This is a genomic window from Pseudomonas sp. (genome assembly GCF_030684895.1).
Classification (GTDB): domain Bacteria; phylum Pseudomonadota; class Gammaproteobacteria; order Pseudomonadales; family Pseudomonadaceae; genus Aquipseudomonas.
On the sequence record NZ_JAUXXP010000051.1, the window covers coordinates 13882 to 32311 of the forward strand.

Below are 18430 nucleotides of genomic sequence, written 5' to 3' on the forward strand. Positions count from 1 at the left end.
TTCGCCTGCTTTTGCCTTGCCTAACCTTCGCTCGTGACGGTTTCAGATGTGTTGAGCCGCTCCAGCCCGACAAAGGGGCATGCATCAAGCAGCTCGGTCAGCGCGCGGCCATCCGGTAGCTGCAGCTCTGGGGCGATTTCCGCGAGCGGGTAGAGGACAAAGGCGCGGGCGTGCATATGGTAGTGCGGTACGGTCAGGCGCGGTTCATCCAGCAGGCGTTCGCCGAACAGCAGGATATCCAGGTCGAGGGTGCGTGGGCCCCAGCGTTCGGCCTTGCGCGTGCGACCCTGTTCCAGTTCGATGGTTTGCAGCGCATCGAGCAGGGCCAGCGGGCTGAGTTCGGTGTCCAGCGCCGCCACGGCATTGACGTAGCGCGGTTGATCCGCCGGGCCGAGCGGGTCGCTGGCATAAAAGGAGGATTGGGCGATCAAGCGGGTGCGCGGCAGCGCGGCCAGGGCGGCCAGGGCGCTGCGCAGTTGTTCGAGCGGGGTGGCCAGGTTGCTGCCCAGGCCGATATACACGCGCTCCATCATTCACTCGCGGCGGGGCTGCCGGCGTCACTGCCTGGGCCGCGTTTGCGCTTGCTGTTGCTGCGTTTGCGCTTGCGTGGCCCGGTGGGGCCATCGTCCTTGCTGCTGAGGTCGCGGATCATAGTGCGCCGCTCGCTGTCGCTGACGTCCTGATAGCGGGTCCACCAGTCGCCGAGGCCGCCAGTTTCCTCGCCGGCGCTTTCACGCAGCAGGAGGAAGTCGTAACCGGCACGGAAGCGTGGGTTTTCCAGCAGCATATCGGCGCGTTTGCCGCTGCGGCGTGGCAGGCGTTCCTGCATATCCCAAATTTCGCGGATCGGCATGGTGAAGCGCTTGGGCACGGCGATGCGCTGGCATTGCTCGCTGATCAGCTCGTGAGCGGCTTCCTGCATGGCCGGGATCGGCGGCATGCCGCGGTCCTGCAGTTTGATCACGCGGGCTGGCAGGGCTGGCCACAGCAATGCTGCAAGGAGGAACGCCGGGGTGACTGTCTTGCCCTGATGAATGCGTAGGTCGGTGTTGTCCAGCGCATTACGGATCAACTGGTCGGTGTAGTCCGGGTTGAGTTTCAGCGCTTCGGCGCTGGCCGGGAACAGCTGACCGAACAGGCCGTAATCCACCAGCAGCTCGTAGGTGTACACCGCGTAACCGGCGAGAAACAGCTTGAGCACTTCATCAAACAGGCGTGCGGCGGGGATGCCGCCGAGCAGCGGAGCCAGTTTGTAGATCGGCGCGGCGCTGTGCTTTTCGATGTCGAAATCCAGTTTGGCGGCAAAGCGCACCGCACGGAGCATGCGCACCGGGTCTTCCTGGTAGCGCTGGGTGGGGTCACCGATCAGGCGGATCAGGTGGTTGCGGATGTCGTGCACGCCGTTGGCGTAATCGAGAATGCGTTCGGTACTCGGGTCGTAATACAGCGCATTGATGGTGAAATCGCGGCGCTGGGCATCGTCTTCCAGGCTGCCATAGACGTTATCGCGCAGGATACGCCCACTCTCGTTACGTGAAGACAGATTGCTGTTTTCGTCCTCATCGCCTTCGGGGTGATTGGCGCGGAAAGTTGCCGTCTCGATGATTTCGCGGCCGAAATGCACGTGAACCAGCTTGAAGCGACGGCCGATGACCCGTGCATTACGGAACTCGGCACGCACCTGCTCCGGTGTCGCGCTGGTGGCTACGTCAAAATCTTTGGGCTCGATGTCTAACAGCAGGTCGCGTACGCAGCCTCCGACCAGGTAGGCCTGATAGCCAGCTTGCTGCAGGCGTTCGACCACGCTGATGGCATAGCGGCTGATTTCACCGCGCTCGATCGGGTGCTGGCTACTGCTCAGCACTTCGGGCGTGCTGTGCGAGTGTTTGCCACGGCGGATGGGGGTACGAAAGGACTTGAACAGCTTTTTCAGCATGGGAGGCACTGTTTGACTAAATGACTGGCCAGAGTATATGCCGGCCGCAGGAATGGCGCGGATTCTAGCATTGAGTCGGGGTTTGATGCAGGAAACGGCGGGAGACTGCTGCAGGCGGGGAGTTTGAAGCTACTGGGGGAGCCGAAGCTCCCCCCCAAATTGGTGCGTGCTCTTTTTTTATTATTATGGCGGGCTTGTTGTTTTTGTTGATTTACCCGTTCCATCCAGTCAAGGACTTTTGGAAAACTTCCCAAGCTAGGAATCAAGAGCAAACGGATTTCTTTGGATGCTGATGCTGCCATGATCACACCGTGACCCAACCAGTTCTGGCGCTGCCTTAGGGCAGTTTTATTATTCTCAGCCTGGTTTTGGGGCGAACCCCAAAGGCAATTCCTTTCCAAAAGAATCAGTTAGCTGCGCCTCCGCGTTGTTGTTTTTATTGTGCTGGAGTCGGTACGTCTTATTTTTATTAGGTTTGGAGCGTGCTTGTTATTGTTGTTGTGCCAGCAATAAAGCAGAACCCGTGCCAGTTTTTGCAAACCCTTTAAATACAAGGGGTTGAACTGCAGTGAGGGTGATGGGGTGGTATAAAAAAGCCGGGTTCTCGTTACCATAAGACCCGGCTTTTGTTACTAAGTGTTGAATGGGTAACAGGCTGTGGAACCTCTTGCGCACACATTTGTCACCCGCGCGCAGTGCTCTAGCCTGCGGTTGCGCCCGAGGATTTGCGCCGTGGGATACCCAGGCGTTGGCGGCGTTCCCACAAACATTTGCGGCTGATACCGAGTTTGCGTGCCAGTTCGGTCTCGGTCATGTGGTCCTGATGCTCCAGAACGAAGTGCTGGAAGTAATCTTCCAGTGACAGATCCTCGGTCGGTTCGCTCGGCTCATGGCCCAGACCGCCACTTTGCGCGGGCAGGCCGGTGAAGTCGTCTTCCAGGTCATCCAGTTCGATATCGATGCCCAGCAGCTCGGCCGAGATGCTGTTGCCTTCGCAGAGAATCACCGAGCGCTCGATGGCGTTCTCCAGCTCGCGCACGTTGCCCGGCCAGGGGTAATGACGGATGGCTTGTTCGGCATCACTGGCAAAGCTCAGGTCAAGACGGCCCTGGCGGGTGGTCTGGCGAATCAGGAAGGCGCGGGCGATTTCGCTCACATCCGCCCCGCGTTCACGCAGCGGCGGCAGTTTCAGGGCAATCACGTGCAGGCGGTAATACAGGTCTTCACGGAACTGGCCGACCTTCGACAGGGTTTTCAGGTCGCGGTGGGTCGCGGCGATCAGGCGCACATCGACCTTCTGTGACTGCACCGAGCCAACCCGGCGAATCTCGCCTTCCTGCAGCACGCGCAGCAGGCGTGCCTGGGCTTCCAAGGGCAACTCGCCGATTTCATCGAGGAATAAGGTGCCACCGTCAGCGGCTTCGACCAGGCCGGCACGGCCAGCGCTGGCGCCGGTAAAGGCGCCTTTCTCATGGCCGAACAGTTCGGATTCGATCAGCGATTCGGGGATGGCGGCGCAGTTCACTGAAATTAGCGGCGCTTTGGCGCGGCGCGAGAGGTTATGCAAGGCGCGGGCGACCAGTTCTTTACCGGTGCCGGACTCGCCTTGAATCAGTACGTTGGAATCAGTGGGCGCGACCTTGCGGATCTTGCTGTACATCTCCTGCATAGCCGCGCAGGAGCCGATGATGCCGATTTCGCCGTTGCTGTTGTCCACCACCTTATCGGCGCTGGCTTTTGTTGTGCCGGTGGCGGGGGCTGGAGCGCTCTTGGCCTGCTGGTGATCGCGCAGGATGCGCGCGACGGCCTGGAGCATTTCGTCGTGGTCGAAGGGCTTGGCGATGTAATCCACCGCGCCCATTTTCATCGAGTCGACCGCCGAACGCAGGCTGGCGTAGCTGGTCATGATCAGCACCGGCGTGCCCTGGCCAAGTTTGATCAGCTCGGTGCCGGGCGCGCCCGGTAGGCGCAGATCGCTGACGATCAGGTCGAAGCTGGGGATGCTGAAGCGTTCTTGCGCTTCTTGCACCGAGCCGGCCTCGCTGACTTCGTATTGGTTACGTTCCAGAAGTCGACGCAAGGCAGAGCGGATAATGGTTTCGTCTTCGACGATCAAAATATGAGGCATCAATTCGGTCTCTCGACGGTCTCGGGGCATGCCGCTGGGCTAAAGGGCCTGGCAGGCATGCTCGCTGGTAGCTGGTTTAAGTCGCTATGGACGTCGCCTCGACATGCCTCGGCAGGCTGACCCTAATGCGGGTGCCGCGTTGAAGCTCGGGGTCGGCCGGGCTGTCGATTGTTATCTGTCCATAATGCTCTTCCACGATCGAATAGACCAGTGCAAGGCCCAGTCCCGTACCTTTGCCCGGGTCTTTGGTGGTGAAGAAAGGTTCGAACAAACGGTCGATTATTGCCTTGGGAATGCCGCTGCCTTCGTCCTCGACGATCAGGTCGACGGTGTGCTCGAAACGTTCGCTCTTGACCCGGATCGCGCTGCCCGGCGGTGAGGCATCGCGGGCGTTGGAGAGCAGGTTGATCAGCACCTGGGCCAGGCGTTGCGGATCACCGACCACCCAGTGGTCGGAATCGCAGAGGTTGAAAAATTCCACCTCAACGCTGCGCCGGTTGAGGGCCAGCAGGGCGATGGCATCCTGCGCCACCTGGGCCAGGCAAACCGGCTCCTCGCTGTTCTGGTGGCTGCCGGAATGGGCAAAGCTCATCAGCGACTGGACGATGCGCGATACGCGCTTGGTCTGCTCGATGATCTGTTCGCTGATCTCGGTCAGCTCGCTGTCGCCTTCGCGTTCTTCGCGCAGGTTCTGCGCCAGGCAGGCAATGCCGGTGATCGGGTTGCCGATCTCATGCGCCACCCCGGCGGCCAGGCGACCGATGGAGGCCAGGCGCTCGGAGTGCACCAGCTTGTCTTCGAGCATCTGCGTTTCGGTGAGGTCTTCAACCAGCAGCACCAGGCCGCTGTTACCCGGCGCCAGGGGCTCGTCGATGGCCGCCTTGTGCAGGTTGAGCCAGCGGGTCTGGCCGTCGAGGGCCAGGCGTTGTTTATGCAAGTGCTCATCGGGCAGTTCGATAAAGCTCTGCAGCAGGCCGCGCCAGGGCTCGCCGAGGGTGTTCAGGCGCGAGCCGACCACGCGCTGCGCGGGGATTTCGGTGAGTTCTTCCATGGCCTTGTTCCACATCAGGATCTCCTGATCCTTGGCCAGCGAGCAGACGCCCATGGGCAGCTCCTGCAGGGTCTGGCGGTGGTAGCGGCGCAGGGTGTCGAGCTCGGCTGCCAGGCCTGTGAGGCGCGAGTGGTAATCCTCCAGGCGGTTCTCGATAAAGTGGATGTCCTCGGTGACATAGGTTTCGCTGCCGGCTTTATAAGGCAGGAAGGTTTCGACGATGTCCTGGGCCACGCTGGGGCCCATCAGCCCGGAGAGGTTGGCTTCGATGCGGTCACGCAGGCGGCGCAGGGCATAGGGCCGGCCTTCATCGAACGGTAGGTGCAGGTCGCGCAGGGCTTGTTCCACTTCATGTTGCGCGGTCTTGGCGCCCAGGGGTTTGGCCAGTTGCGCGGCAAACTCCTGCGGCGAGGCGGCCAGCAGTTCACGGCGCTGTGGGCGGCGCACGTTATCCACGGCGCAGGCTTCGGCGGCGCTTTTCTCTTCTGGGCTGGCTTCGGTAAACAGCGACACCAGGGTGAACACCAACACGTTGGCCGCCAGCGAGCCGATGGCTGCCAGGTGCCAGCTGCTGTCATCCAGTACATAGATGACGTTGAACCAGGGCAGGTACAGCCCCTGCAAATTGCCGAGCATCGGCAACAGCATGCTCACCACCCACACGCCGATCCCCGCCAGCAGCCCGGCGATAAAGCCTTTACGGTTGGCAGTCGGCCAGTACAGCACCGACAGCACGCCGGGGAGGAACTGCAGGGTGGCGACGAAGGCGACGATGCCGAGGTTGGCCAGGTCCTGTTCGGCGCCGAGCAATAGATAGAAGCCGTAACCGGCCATGATGACTAGCAGGATCAGCGCGCGGCGGGTCCACTTCAGCCAGCGGTAGATATTGCCTTCCGATGGCGGCTGGTACAGCGGCAGCACCACATGGTTGAGCACCATGCCCGACAGCGCCAGGGTGGTAACGATGATCAAACCGCTGGAGGCTGACAGGCCGCCGACATAGGCGATCAGTGCCAGGGTCTGGCTGTTGACCGCGATGCCGACGCCGAGGGTGAAGTATTCCGGGTTGGTGGTCGCGCCCAGTTTCAGCCCGGCCCAGAGAATCAACGGCACCGCCAGGCTCATCAGCAGCAGAAACAGTGGCAGGCCCCAGCTGGCGCTGACCATGGCGCGCGGGTTGAGGTTCTCGGTAAAGGTCATGTGGTACATGTGCGGCATGACGATGGCCGAGGCGAAGAACACCAGCAGCAGGGTGCGCCACGGGCCTTCCTGCAGCGGTGTGTGCAGGCTGGTCAGCGAGGACTGGTTCTGCACCAGCCAGGATTGCAGGTCCTGCGGACCGTCGAACACGCCATACAGGGCGTACAGACCGATCACGCTGATCGCCACCAGCTTGACCACTGACTCGAAGGCGATGGCGAACACCAGGCCCTCATGCTTCTCGCGGGTGGCGATATGCCGCGCGCCGAACAGGATGGTGAACAGAATGATCAGCCCGCAATAGGCCAGGGCCACGCGCTCCTGCACCGGTTCGCGGGTGAGAATGCCGATGGAGTCGGCCACCGCCTGAATCTGCAACGCCAGCAACGGCAACACGCCGACCAGCATAAACACCGTGGTCAGGGCGCCGGCCCAGGTACTGCGAAAACGGAAGGCGAACAGGTCCGCCAGGGATGACAGCTGGTAAGTACGGGTGATCCGCAGAATCGGATAGAGCAGCACCGGCGCCAGCAGAAAGGCTCCGGACACCCCCAGGTAGCTGGCAAGGAAGCCGTAGCCATACTGATAGGCCAGGCCCACCGTGCCGTAGAAAGCCCAGGCGCTGGCGTAGACGCCGAGCGACAGGGTGTAGGTCAGCGGATGGCGGATCACCCAGCGTGGAATCAGGCCGTGTTCACTGATCCAGGCCACGCCGAACAGAATAAGAAGGTAGGCAGCGCTGATCAAAATCAGCTGGCTCAGGCTAAAGCTCGTCAGCATCACGTTGGCTCTGCAGCGAATAAAGGTAAGGAACGGTCACGTACGTCGCGCCGCAGCGGGTCAGAGCTCATCGGCATCACGCTGACTCTGCAGAATAAAGGTCACGACGATCAGGATCAGCCACAGCAGGTAGGGGCGGTACCAGGCCCCATTGGGCTCGATCCACCAGTCCATGATGGCCGGGGAAAACAGGTAGATCCCCACCACCAGGATCAGTACCAATCGATAGATATACATGCCGCATCTCTTCGCTTAATTGCCGGCGATGGTAACGGATGCATGGCGCTCTGCGTAGGCTGGCTGTTGGTCGGGAAGGTTGCGCTGTGCTGGCGTGAGGCTTGGCTTTTTCTTATTAATTGGTACTATCGTTCCACTTAATAAGAAAAATGCTGGAGATTACCATGCGCCTTGCCCCGCTTTCCGTGCTTGCCCTGTCCGTGTTGCTTGCCGCCTGCAGCGAAGAACCGGCCCCGGTGGCCAACTTGGATTTCCAGAAAGACCTGCAGACCCAACTGATCAAGGCCAAGCCCGGCACGGTGATCGAAATCCCGGCCGGCACCTATCAGCTAGACCGCAGCCTGAGCCTGAAAGTCAGCGGTGTGACCATCAAGGGCGCGGGCATGGACAAGACTATCCTCAATTTCAAGGGACAGAAGTCCGGCGCCGAAGGCTTGCTGGTGGACGCCTCGGATTTCACCATTGAAGACATCGCCTTCGAGGACACCCTGGGTGATTCGCTGAAAGTGGTGGGCGGCAAGAACATCATCATCCGCCGTGTGCGCACCGAATGGACCAACGGCCCGGCCACCGAAAACGGCGCCTACGGCATCTACCCGGTGCAGACTGAAAACACCCTGATCGACGGCGCAGTGGCCATTGGTGCATCCGATGCTGGCATCTATGTCGGCCAGTCGCGCAACGTGGTGGTGCGCAACAGCCGCGCCGAGCGCAACGTCGCCGGCATCGAGATCGAGAACACCATCGACGCCGACGTGTATGACAACGTCGCCACCGGTAATACCGGCGGCATTCTGGTGTTCAACATGCCCAACCTGCCGCAGGCCGGGCGGGTGACGCGGGTATTCCGCAACAAGATCGAAGGTAACAATCACAAGAACTTTGGTCACAAGGGCACACCGGTGGCCAGCGTGCCGGCAGGCTCTGGTGTGGTGATCAACTCCAATGATGATGTCGAGGTGTTCGACAACGACATTGGCGACCACAAGACCGCCAACGTGATCATCAGCAGCTACTTCAGCACCGGGTACACCGACCTTTCCACCGCCGAGAACTTCGACCCCTATCCCGAAGGCATCCATATTCACGGCAACCGCTTCGGCCCTGGTGGCGACAGCCCGGATCATCTGGAACTAAAAGCGCTGAAAGTTAGCCAGTTCGGCTTGAATGGTCGCCTGCCGGACATTCTCTGGGACGGTTACGTCAACCTCGACATCCTGGTGGACGGCAAGCTGCCGGCTGACCGGGCGATCTGCATCAACAACGGCGAAGCGGGGATGATCAACGTTGATGCGCCGAACAACTACAAGAACATCAGCACCGAGATGACCGACTACCGTTGCAGCCTGCCGCCGCTGCCGGCGGTGAAGCTGGCCTCGGCTGATGCCGACCAGGGGGCCTGATGCGTCGTCTGTTACTGGGAGCGCTGTTGCTCCTCGCTGGCTGCGAGCAGCAGCCGGCCCCGCTGTACCTGCCGCAAGGTGACAGCTACCCGGAAAAACTCAGCGAATGGGGCATGCTGCAGCGCGCCGATGGTTTTATCGCGCCGATTGCCGAGGCGCTGCCCTATGACCTGAATACCCCACTGTTTACCGACTACGCGCACAAGCTGCGCAGTGTGTGGATGCCAGCGGGTACGGCGGCGGCCTATGCCGAGGCGCATTTCGATTACCCACTCGGCACGGTGCTGAGCAAGACCTTCTACTACCCCAAAGACGCCCAGGGCCGTCTGCTGCTCAACGAGCAGGATGATCGCGACCCGCAACGGGGCCTGGAGCTGGCGCGGGTGCAGCTGATCGAAACACGCATCCTGCTCAAGCAGCAGGATGGCTGGGTAGCGCTGCCCTATGTGTGGGATGAGCAGCAACAGGAGGCCCATCTGGAGTGGGCAGGCGACAGCCGCGAGCTGAGCCTGCTGGATGCCGAGGGTAAGACCCAGCCAGTGGCCTACCAGGTACCGGATGCCAACCAGTGCGCTGGTTGCCATGAGGAGCGTGCAGGGCAGGGCGTCAACCCGCTGGGGCCCAAGGCGCGCCATCTGAACAAGGATTTTGCCTACGCCGCTGGAACCCATAACCAGTTGCAGCACTGGCAGCAGCAGGGCCGTCTGCACGGTGTGCCAGCCGAATTGCAGGGCGTGCCGCAAAACGCCCTATGGCCGACGCCGCGCAGTGGCGAGAGCCTGGAAAAGCAGGCGCGCAGTTATCTGGATGCCAACTGCAGCCACTGTCACAACCCCAAGGGGCCGGGGCGTACATCAGGGCTTTTGCTTAACCCCGACACGGCCATCGGCATCAGCTATGGCCTATGCAAACAACCGGTGGCGGCGGGTAAGGGCTCGGGCGACCGCTTGGTGGATATTCACCCGGGGCAGCCGGATAAATCGGTGCTGCTGTTTCGCGTGGAAAGTGTCGACCCGAGCATTATGATGCCGGAGCTGGGCCGCTCCACCGTGCATGCCGAGGGGGTGGAGGTGCTGCAGCGCTGGATCGCCAGCCTGAAAGGGGATTGCTGAAGGTCGCGACCTGTTTTCGTGCGTCGCGGCAGGCGTGGGGCATGCCTGGCCCTGTTGTGGTGCGCGTCAGTGGTGGGTTAATGCGCCAGGCCGCGCCGGCTCTGGCTTGGGCCACTGGCATAAGTCTTGCGCTGCCTGGTTATCGCCCAGGCTCGCAGGAGGCCCGCTGTGTCGATTCATATCGCCTTGCACCATGTCAGCCACTACCGCTACGACCGCGCCGTCAACCTTGGCCCGCAGGTCGTGCGCCTGCGTCCTGCACCGCACAGCCGTACCCGGGTTCTGTCCTACGCGTTGAAGGTCGAGCCGGGCGAGCACTTTATCAACTGGCAGCAGGACCCTCAGGGCAACTACCTGGCGCGCCTGGTGTTTCCGGAAAAGACCCGCGAGCTGAAGATCGAGGTCGATCTGGTCGCCGAAATGGCGGTGTTTAACCCCTTCGATTTCTTCCTCGAACCCTACGCCGAGAAAATCCCCTTCGCCTACACCGCGGGCGAGCAGCTGGAGCTGGCGCCCTATCTGGTCAAACTGCCGGCCGGTAAGCAGTTTGCCAAGTACCTGGCCAGCATTGAGCGCACGCCACTGCCCAGCGTGGACTTTCTGGTAGCGCTGAATCAGCGCCTGTCCACTGACATCGGCTACCTGATCCGCCTGGAACCGGGCGTACAAACCCCGGAAGAAAGCCTGGAAAAAGGCTCCGGCTCCTGTCGCGATTCGGCCTGGCTGCTGGTGCAGTTATTCCGCCACCTGGGCCTGGCGGCGCGCTTTGTTTCCGGCTACCTGATCCAACTGAAAGCCGATGTGAAATCCCTTGATGGCCCGTCCGGCACCGAGGTGGATTTCACTGATCTGCATGCCTGGTGCGAGGTTTACCTGCCCGGTGCCGGCTGGATTGGCCTGGACCCGACCAGTGGCCTGTTCGCCGGTGAAGGCCATATTCCGCTGGCCTGCAGCCCTGAGCCGTCTTCGGCCGCGCCGATCAGCGGTGGCGTGGATGAAAGTGAATGCGAGTTCAGCCATGAAATGTGGGTCGAGCGCATCTGGGAAGCGCCGCGCGTCAGCAAGCCTTACAGCGACGAGCAGTGGCAGGCGATTGTCGGCCTCGGCCAGAGAATAGATGACGATCTGCAGGCCCAGGACGTCCGCCTGACCATGGGCGGCGAGCCAACCTTTGTTGCCCTTGATTACCCCGATGATCCCGAGTGGAACACCGCCGCCTTGGGGCCGAACAAGCGCCGCCTGGCCACCGAGCTGTTTCATCGTCTGCGTGAGCATTACGCGCCAGAAGCGCTGGTGCATTTTGGCCAGGGCAAGTGGTACCCCGGCGAACAGCTGCCGCGCTGGTCGCTGAATGCCTACTGGCGGCGTGATGGCGAGCCAATCTGGCACAACTCGGCGCTGTATGCCGATGAGCAGCAGGACTACGGCGTCGATGCGGCCAAGGCCGCCGACTTCCTTGGCTTGCTCGCCGAGCGCTTGGGCGTGGATGGTAAATACTGCGTGCCGGCTTATGAGGACCGTTTCTACTACCTGTGGCGCGAGCGCAAGCTGCCGATCAACGTCAGCGCTGAAGACCCGCGTCTGGCCGACCCGCTGGAGCGCGAGCGCCTGCGCAAAGTCTTCGAGCAAGGCCTGGATAAAGTGGTCGGGCATATCCTGCCGTTGGCTCGGCACGCCAAACAGCTGGGCTGGCAAAGCGGCAGCTGGTTCCTGCGTGACCAGCATTGTCGGCTGATACCGGGCGATTCGGCGATGGGCTATCGCCTGCCGCTGGACTCACAGCCCTGGGTCAGCGAGGCCGATTACCCCTACGTGACCCCGGAAGATCCGAGCCAGCACTTCGCGCCGCTGCCGGCTGCGGCGCAGATCAAGCCGCAGGTGCGTGGTGTTTGGACGGGCAGCCAGAATGGCGCGAGCAAACGCCCGTTACTCGGTCAATCGGCTGCCGGCATCGTGCGTACTGCGCTGTGCGCCGAACCGCGTGACGGCAAGCTCTATCTGTTTATGCCGCCGCTGGTTCGCCTGGAGGATTACCTGGAACTGGTGGCGGCCATCGAAGCCACCGCCGCCGAGCTGAAATGCCCGGTGTTGCTGGAAGGTTACGAGCCGCCGCTGGACCCGCGTCTGCAGTTCTTTCGGGTGACTCCGGACCCAGGCGTGATCGAAGTGAATATCCACCCGGCCGCCAGTTGGGATGAGCTGGTCGAGCGCACCGAGTTTCTCTACGAGCAGGCCCGCGAATGCCGTCTGTCCAGCGAGAAATTTATGATCGACGGCCGCCATACCGGCACCGGGGGCGGCAATCACTTTGTACTCGGTGGCGCGACGCCGGCGGATTCGCCGTTTCTGCGTCGGCCGGACCTGCTGCGCAGCCTGATTAGCTACTGGCACAACCATCCATCGCTGTCCTACCTGTTCAGCGGCCTGTTTATCGGCCCGACTTCCCAGGCACCACGCATCGACGAAGCGCGTAACGATGCCCTGTACGAGTTGGAAATCGCCTTCGCACAAATGCCCGAAGTGGGCCGCGATTGTCAGCCCTGGTTGGTCGACCGCCTGCTGCGCAACCTGTTGGTGGACGTGACCGGTAACACCCATCGCTCCGAGTTCTGTATCGACAAGTTGTACTCGCCGGACTCGGCCTCCGGGCGCCTCGGTCTGCTGGAGCTGCGCGCCTTCGAGATGCCGCCCCATGCGCAAATGAGCCTGGCCCAGCAGTTGCTGATCCGCGCGTTGATCGCGCGCTTCTGGCGCGAGCCCTACAAGCCGGCGCGGCTGGTGCGCTGGGGCACCGAGCTGCATGACCGCTACCTGCTGCCGCACTTTATCGAGCAGGATTTTGCCGACGTGCTGCAGGAGCTCGACGGCTGCGGCTATCGCCTGCACAGCGAATGGTTTGCCCCGCATTTCGAGTTCCGCTTTCCCAAATCCGGCGATTTCAACGTCAAGGGCATCGAGCTGGAGCTGCGTCAGGCCCTGGAACCTTGGCATGTGTTGGGCGAAGAGGGCGGTGGTGGCGGTACGGTGCGTTATGTCGACTCCTCGCTGGAACGCATGCAGGTCAAGCTCAGCGGCCTGCCGAGTGACCGCTATGTGCTGACCTGTAACGGCGTACCGGTGCCGCTGCGGCCTACCGGCAAAGTCGGCGAATTTGTCGGCGGCGTGCGTTTCCGTGCCTGGCAGCCGGCCAACTGCCTGCACCCGACCATCGAGGTGCATGCGCCGCTGGTATTCGACCTGGTGGACAGCTGGATGAACCGCTCCCTTGGCGGTTGCCAGTATCATGTCGCTCACCCCGGCGGACGCAATTACGACAGCCTGCCGGTCAATGCCTTTGAAGCCGAGAGTCGGCGCCTGGCGCGCTTCTTCCGCCTGGGCCACAGTCCCGGCAAGCGCCCGGCGTTGGCTCCGATCAATAATAATGAAATGCCCATGACCCTGGATTTGCGCCTCGTTTAATCCTATCGGCGCTGCCATTTATCGAGCCTGCCATGCCCGACCTGCTTGCCGACTACACCCTGACGTCTGGGGCTTACCACGAACTGTTAGACGCTGATGGACAGGTGCGCCCGCACTGGCGCCTGCTGTTGGAGCGTTTGCAGCGCAGCAGCCCGGCGCAGCTGGCGCAGCGTCAGGCCTTGCTGGCCAGGCAGATTCAGGAAAATGGGGTGACCTACAATGTCTACGCCGATCCCGATGGCGCCGACCGGCCGTGGGAGCTGGACCTGCTGCCTAATCTGATTCCCGCCGAAGAATGGCAGCAGATCGCCGCCGGCGTGGCGCAGCGTGCCGGCTTACTGAACGCCGTGTTGGCCGACTTGTATGGCCCACAGCAACTGCTGGCCGACGGCCTGTTGCCGGCTGAGCTGGTGTTTGGTCATAACAACTACCTGTGGCCTTGCCAGGGCGTGCAGCCGCCTGGCGGAACCTATCTGCATCTGTATGCGGTGGACCTGGCCCGCGCCCCGGATGGCCGCTGGTGGGTCACCGCCGACCGTACCCAGGCGCCCTCCGGCGCGGGTTATGCCCTGGAAAATCGGCAGATTGTCTCCCGCGCTTTTCCCGAGCTGTACCGCGACCTGCGCGTGCAATACCTGGCCGGCTTCTTCCGCACCCTGCAGGACACTCTGGCGCGCCAGGCCCCGGCCGGCAGTGAAACACCGCTGGTGGTGCTGCTCACCCCTGGGCGTTTCAACGAGAGCTATTTCGAGCACCTGTACCTGGCTCGTCAGCTTGGCTACCCGCTGGTGGAAGGCAGTGACCTGACCGTGCGCGACGCCAAGGTCTACCTGAAGACTCTGGCCGGCCTGCGCCGCGTGCATGCGGTGTTACGCCGTCTGGATGATGACTTCTGCGACCCGCTGGAACTGCGCACCGACTCGGCCCTCGGTGTGCCCGGCCTGCTGGAAGCGGTGCGCCAGGGCAATGTGCTGGTGGCCAACGCCCTTGGCAGTGGCGTGCTGGAGTCTCCTGGCTTGCCGGGCTTTCTCCCGGCCATCGCGGAAAAATTATTGGGCGAAGAACTGCTGCTGCCGAGCATCGCCAGCTGGTGGTGCGGTGAGCCGCCGGTGCTGGACAAGGCCCTGGAGCAGCTCGATGAGTTGCTGGTGCGCGCCAGCTTTCCCTCGCAGAGCTTTGCTCCGGTGTTTGGCCGCGATCTGGACGCGGCGCAGCGCGCCGAATTGGCCGAACGCCTCAAGGCGCGGCCTTATGCCTATGTCGCTCAGGCGTTGGCGCAACTGTCGCAGGCGCCGGTCTGGCAGCCGGAAGAAGGCCAGCTGGCGCCGCGCGCCATCGGCATGCGAGTGTTTGCCGTGGCCAGCGCCGAGGGGTATCGGGTGATGCCCGGTGGCCTGACCCGAGTTGCCGCCGACGCGGACGCCGAAGTGGTGTCGATGCAGCGTGGCGGTGCCAGCAAGGACACCTGGGTGCTCGGCGAACGGCATGCCGGCGGCGAACCCTGGCAATGGCTGCGCCCGCTGGGCGTGGCCGATCTGGTGCGCAGCGACCCCTATCTGCCTTCGCGGGTGGTGGAAAACCTCTACTGGTTTGGCCGCTACAGCGAACGCTGCGAGGACGGTGCGCGGCTGCTGCGCATCATGCTGGCGCGTTATGTGGATGACGACGATGACCCGCAAGCGCTGCAAACCGCCCTGAGCCTGGCCGAGAGCCTGGGCCTGCTACCGGATGCCGACAGCGGCGAACTGCAAGCGCGGCTGCTTGAAGCACTGCTTGGCGAGGACTGGCCCGACAGCCTGCGCGGCAATCTGCAGCGCCTGCAGTGGGTGGCTGGCAGCGTGCGCGGCAAGCTGTCCCAGGCTAACTGGCAGGCCTTGCTGGAGTTGCAACGCGAGGCCCAGGGGCTGAGCAGCGAGCAGGCCGACTTCGGCGAACTGCTGGATTTTCTCGATCGTCTGCTGCTGTCGCTGGCGGCGCTGTCAGGCTTTGCCCTGGATGACATGACCCGCGATGACGGCTGGCGTTTTCTGATGATTGGTCGCTGCATTGAGCGCCTGCAGTTTCTCTGCGACAGCCTGGCAAATTTTCTGCGTAGCAGCGCGGCGCAGGATCAGTCCGCGTTGGCGTGGCTGCTGGAGCTGGGCAACAGCAGCATCACCTACCGCACCCGCTACCTGGCCTCGGCGCAGCTGATTCCGGTGCTCGACCTGTTGCTGCTGGATGAGCAGAACCCGCATGCCGTGCTGTTTCAGGTGCGCACTCTGCTGCGCTCGCTATCGCGCCTGGGTGAGCGCTTCGAGCTGCCCAGCGAGCGCCGGCTGAAACACCTGGAAGGGCAACTGGCGCGCTTTAGCCTGGCCAGCCTGGAGAATCCGCTGTTCGGCGCGGCCAGTGTGCAGGAGGTGCTTGAAGGTCTGGCCGGCTTGCTGGAAAGCATCAGCCAGGCCAGTGCGGAAATTTCTGATCGCTTGGGCCTGCGCTTTTTCGTGCATGTCGATGCCAGCCAGCGGACGCAATCCTCATGAGCAGCGCCCGCTACCAGATTCTTCACGACACCCATTATCGCTACGCCAGCCCAGTGTCGCTGGCCCAACAACTGGCGCACCTGTGGCCGCGCGCCTGCCCCTGGCAGCGCAATCACAATCAGCAACTGCTGGTCAGCCCGCAACCGTGTCAGCGCCAGGATGCCCTGGATGTATTCGGCAACCCGCTGACCCGCCTGGTGTTCGAGCGCCCGCATAACGAACTTAAAGTCAGTGCGCGCCTGCAGGTCGAGGTGCTGGCGCGCCCAGCGCTGGATTTGCAGGCGTCGCCGCCCTGGGAAGAGGCCTGCACGGCGTTGCGTTACAGTGGCCAGGCGCTGTTGCCCGGCGTGCTGGAGGCCACGCGCTTTCGTTTCGAGTCGCCGTATGTGCACCTCAAGCAGGTGTTTTCCGATTACGCGGCGGATTGCTTTAGCCCCAGCCGGCCGTTGTTGGCGGCGGTGGATGGGTTGATGCAGAAGATTTATCAAGAGTTCAGCTTCGATGCCGCCGCTACCCAGGTGGCGACGCCGCTGTTGCAAGTGCTGGAGGAGCGTCGTGGTGTATGCCAGGACTTCGCCCACCTGATGCTTGCCTGCCTGCGCTCCATGGGCCTTTCGGCGCGCTATATCAGTGGTTATCTGCTGACCCAGCCGCCACCCGGTCAGCCACGGTTGATCGGCGCCGATGCTTCACACGCCTGGATCTCGGTGTATTGCCCGCAGCACGGCTGGGTGGATTTCGACCCGACCAACAATATCCGCCCGGCGCTGGAACACATCACCCTGGCCTGGGGCCGCGACTTTGCCGATGTCTCACCGCTGCGTGGGGTGATTCTCGGCGGTGGCAGCCATGACCCCGAGGTGCAGGTGACGGTACTGCCGTTGGCGGGCTAGTTCTTGATGGCTTTCCAGGCGCGGGTGGCCAGGCTGACCAGCAGCAGGGCAACGGCACCGGCAATGATCCCGGCGACGGCATTCAGCAGCGTCGGCAACAAGGCCGCGAGCAGGCCGCTGCTGACTGCCACGCTTTGCGCCAGCTGGTCGATCCACACCTGCGCGGCATGCACACCGTGGGTGAGGATGCCGCCGCCGACCATAAACATCGCTGCGGTGCCGAGAATCGACAGGGTTTTCATCATGTACGGCGCGGTAAACAGAATGCCGCGACCGAGGCTGCGTTGCAGGCGGCTGCCCAGGCCTTCGCCGGCGCGCTGGTTGAGATAGAGGCCGGCGTCATCCAGCTTGACGATACCTGCCACCAGGCCATAAACCCCAACCGTCATCAGCAGGGCGATACCCGAAAGCACCACCACCTGCTTGCCGAAACTGGCCAGGGCCACGGTGCCGAGGGTGATGGCAATGATTTCCGCCGAAAGGATAAAGTCGGTGCGGATTGCGCCTTTGATCTTGTCCTGCTCGAACGCCAGGATATCCACCTCCGGATCTGCCACTGCGTGTAGCCGTTCAACGTGCTGCACCTGGGCATCAGCCTGGTTGTGGAGGAACTTATGCGCGAGCTTCTCGAAGCCCTCGTAGCAGAGGAAGGCGCCGCCAAACATCAGCAGCGGCGTTACCGCCCAGGGCGCGAAGGTACTGATCAGCAAGGCGGCGGGCACCAGAATCAGCTTGTTCTTCAGCGAACCCTTGGCCACTGCCCAGACCACCGGTAGCTCACGGTCGGCGCGCACGCCGCTGACCTGCTGAGCATTGAGCGCTAGGTCATCGCCGAGTACCCCGACGGTTTTTTTTGCGGCAATTTTAGTCATCACCGCTACGTCGTCGAGGACGGCGGCGATGTCATCAAGCAGGGTTAACAGGCTAGCGCCGGCCATGCGATGGATTCCTTTCTACGGTTTCTGCGGCAAATCACCCGGCAGAACTGCGGGCAGATCTGTAGGCAATAGTGCGCAGATTTATACGTGAGTCAGCACGCATCAGCCATAGGCGGCCAATCCAGGTTTGCCGCAGTGCACGAAAAGCCGACTGTGAAGTTAGTCGCTGCTGCCCGTGGCGCCACTGGCATAGGCGGCGAGCAGGCTGCGTAACAGGTCATTAAGGGGCATGGGCGTATCTCCTGGGTAAGTGGAGTGACGTTACGCCTGTGCTCTGCGGCGGGGCTGTTGATTGTCTCGATAGGGCTCATAGTCAGCCGCCGCTTTGGTGTTATGCACAGCCCTTGCGGCGGTGCATGGGTAGTTGTGCACAAAGACTGTGGAGCGAACTGTGGATAAGGTGGGCGTAGGCGCTTGCAGGCTTAGTCGTGTGGCTCTTTACGGCCGCTGTACGCTTTTTGATCAGTCAATTATTTATCGTATAAACAACAGCTTAGCCTGGTTATTCAGGGTGTTATGGGGTAGCGCTGAAGTTGTCCACGACTACTGTGGGTAGAGCTGTTGATAACTCTGGTATGCCTGGTTGGGAGGCCTGTAAAGCCTGGCTTTGCGCACTTTGATCGTTTTTTGCGCAGCGTGCAGCTGCCTTGAAATGCGTCATTTACAGCGCTCCGAGTCAAGCAATAATCGCGCTATTTCAAGGGTTTGCCGCAGTGTCGAGGCGCGCGGTGGATAACTTATCCCACGATGCTGTGGAGTGATCTGTGG

11 protein-coding genes are annotated in these 18430 nt (G+C 62.1%); 5 read left to right on the forward strand and 6 right to left on the reverse strand.

Annotation, left to right across the window (positions count from 1 at the left end; translation table 11 throughout):
• Positions 1-20: 20 nt before the first annotated feature.
• From folK to Q8M42_RS11410, 5 genes are all read right to left on the reverse strand, one after another.
• Complete coding sequence (folK, locus tag Q8M42_RS11390) at positions 21-533, reverse strand: 2-amino-4-hydroxy-6-hydroxymethyldihydropteridine diphosphokinase (protein WP_304869677.1); 513 nt, start codon at positions 531-533, stop codon at positions 21-23.
• Complete coding sequence (locus tag Q8M42_RS11395) at positions 530-1936, reverse strand: polynucleotide adenylyltransferase PcnB (protein WP_304869675.1); 1407 nt, start codon at positions 1934-1936, stop codon at positions 530-532. The genes folK and Q8M42_RS11395 overlap by 4 nt, the downstream gene beginning before the upstream one ends.
• A gap of 700 nt (positions 1937-2636) precedes the next feature.
• On the reverse strand, positions 2637-4064 hold the full coding sequence (locus Q8M42_RS11400) for a sigma-54 dependent transcriptional regulator (protein ID WP_304869673.1): 1428 nt from the start codon (positions 4062-4064) through the stop codon (positions 2637-2639).
• 76 nt (positions 4065-4140) lie between these two features.
• Positions 4141-7095, reverse strand: coding sequence for a sensor histidine kinase (locus Q8M42_RS11405; protein ID WP_304869672.1), 2955 nt, complete (start codon positions 7093-7095; stop codon positions 4141-4143).
• 60 nt (positions 7096-7155) lie between these two features.
• Positions 7156-7332 carry a hypothetical protein gene (locus Q8M42_RS11410; RefSeq protein ID WP_304869670.1) on the reverse strand — a complete coding sequence of 59 codons (177 nt, stop codon included), beginning with the start codon at positions 7330-7332 and terminating at the stop codon, positions 7156-7158.
• 164 nt (positions 7333-7496) lie between these two features.
• Between Q8M42_RS11410 and Q8M42_RS11415 the strand changes: the two genes are divergently transcribed.
• From Q8M42_RS11415 to Q8M42_RS11435, 5 genes are all read left to right on the forward strand, one after another.
• Positions 7497-8735 (forward strand): parallel beta-helix domain-containing protein, encoded by a 1239-nt coding sequence (locus tag Q8M42_RS11415; protein ID WP_304869668.1) that lies wholly within the window; start codon positions 7497-7499, stop codon positions 8733-8735.
• Positions 8735-9847: an SO2930 family diheme c-type cytochrome gene (locus Q8M42_RS11420; protein WP_304869666.1), complete on the forward strand. Its 1113-nt coding sequence runs from the start codon at positions 8735-8737 to the stop codon at positions 9845-9847. The genes Q8M42_RS11415 and Q8M42_RS11420 overlap by 1 nt, the downstream gene beginning before the upstream one ends.
• Before the next feature lie 168 nt (positions 9848-10015).
• Positions 10016-13306: a DUF2126 domain-containing protein gene (locus Q8M42_RS11425; protein WP_304869664.1), complete on the forward strand. Its 3291-nt coding sequence runs from the start codon at positions 10016-10018 to the stop codon at positions 13304-13306.
• Positions 13307-13338: 32 nt separating this feature from the next.
• The gene (locus Q8M42_RS11430) at positions 13339-15831 is read left to right on the forward strand and encodes a circularly permuted type 2 ATP-grasp protein (RefSeq protein WP_304869662.1); all 2493 of its coding nucleotides are present in this window, start codon (positions 13339-13341) and stop codon (positions 15829-15831) included.
• Entirely contained in the window at positions 15828-16724 is an 897-nt protein-coding gene (locus tag Q8M42_RS11435) for a transglutaminase family protein (RefSeq protein ID WP_304869660.1), read from the forward strand. The genes Q8M42_RS11430 and Q8M42_RS11435 overlap by 4 nt, the downstream gene beginning before the upstream one ends.
• Here the strand turns inward: Q8M42_RS11435 and Q8M42_RS11440 are convergent.
• Complete coding sequence (locus Q8M42_RS11440) at positions 16721-17662, reverse strand: DUF808 domain-containing protein (RefSeq protein ID WP_304869658.1); 942 nt, start codon at positions 17660-17662, stop codon at positions 16721-16723. The genes Q8M42_RS11435 and Q8M42_RS11440 overlap by 4 nt on opposite strands.
• Positions 17663-18430 lie beyond the last annotated feature (768 nt).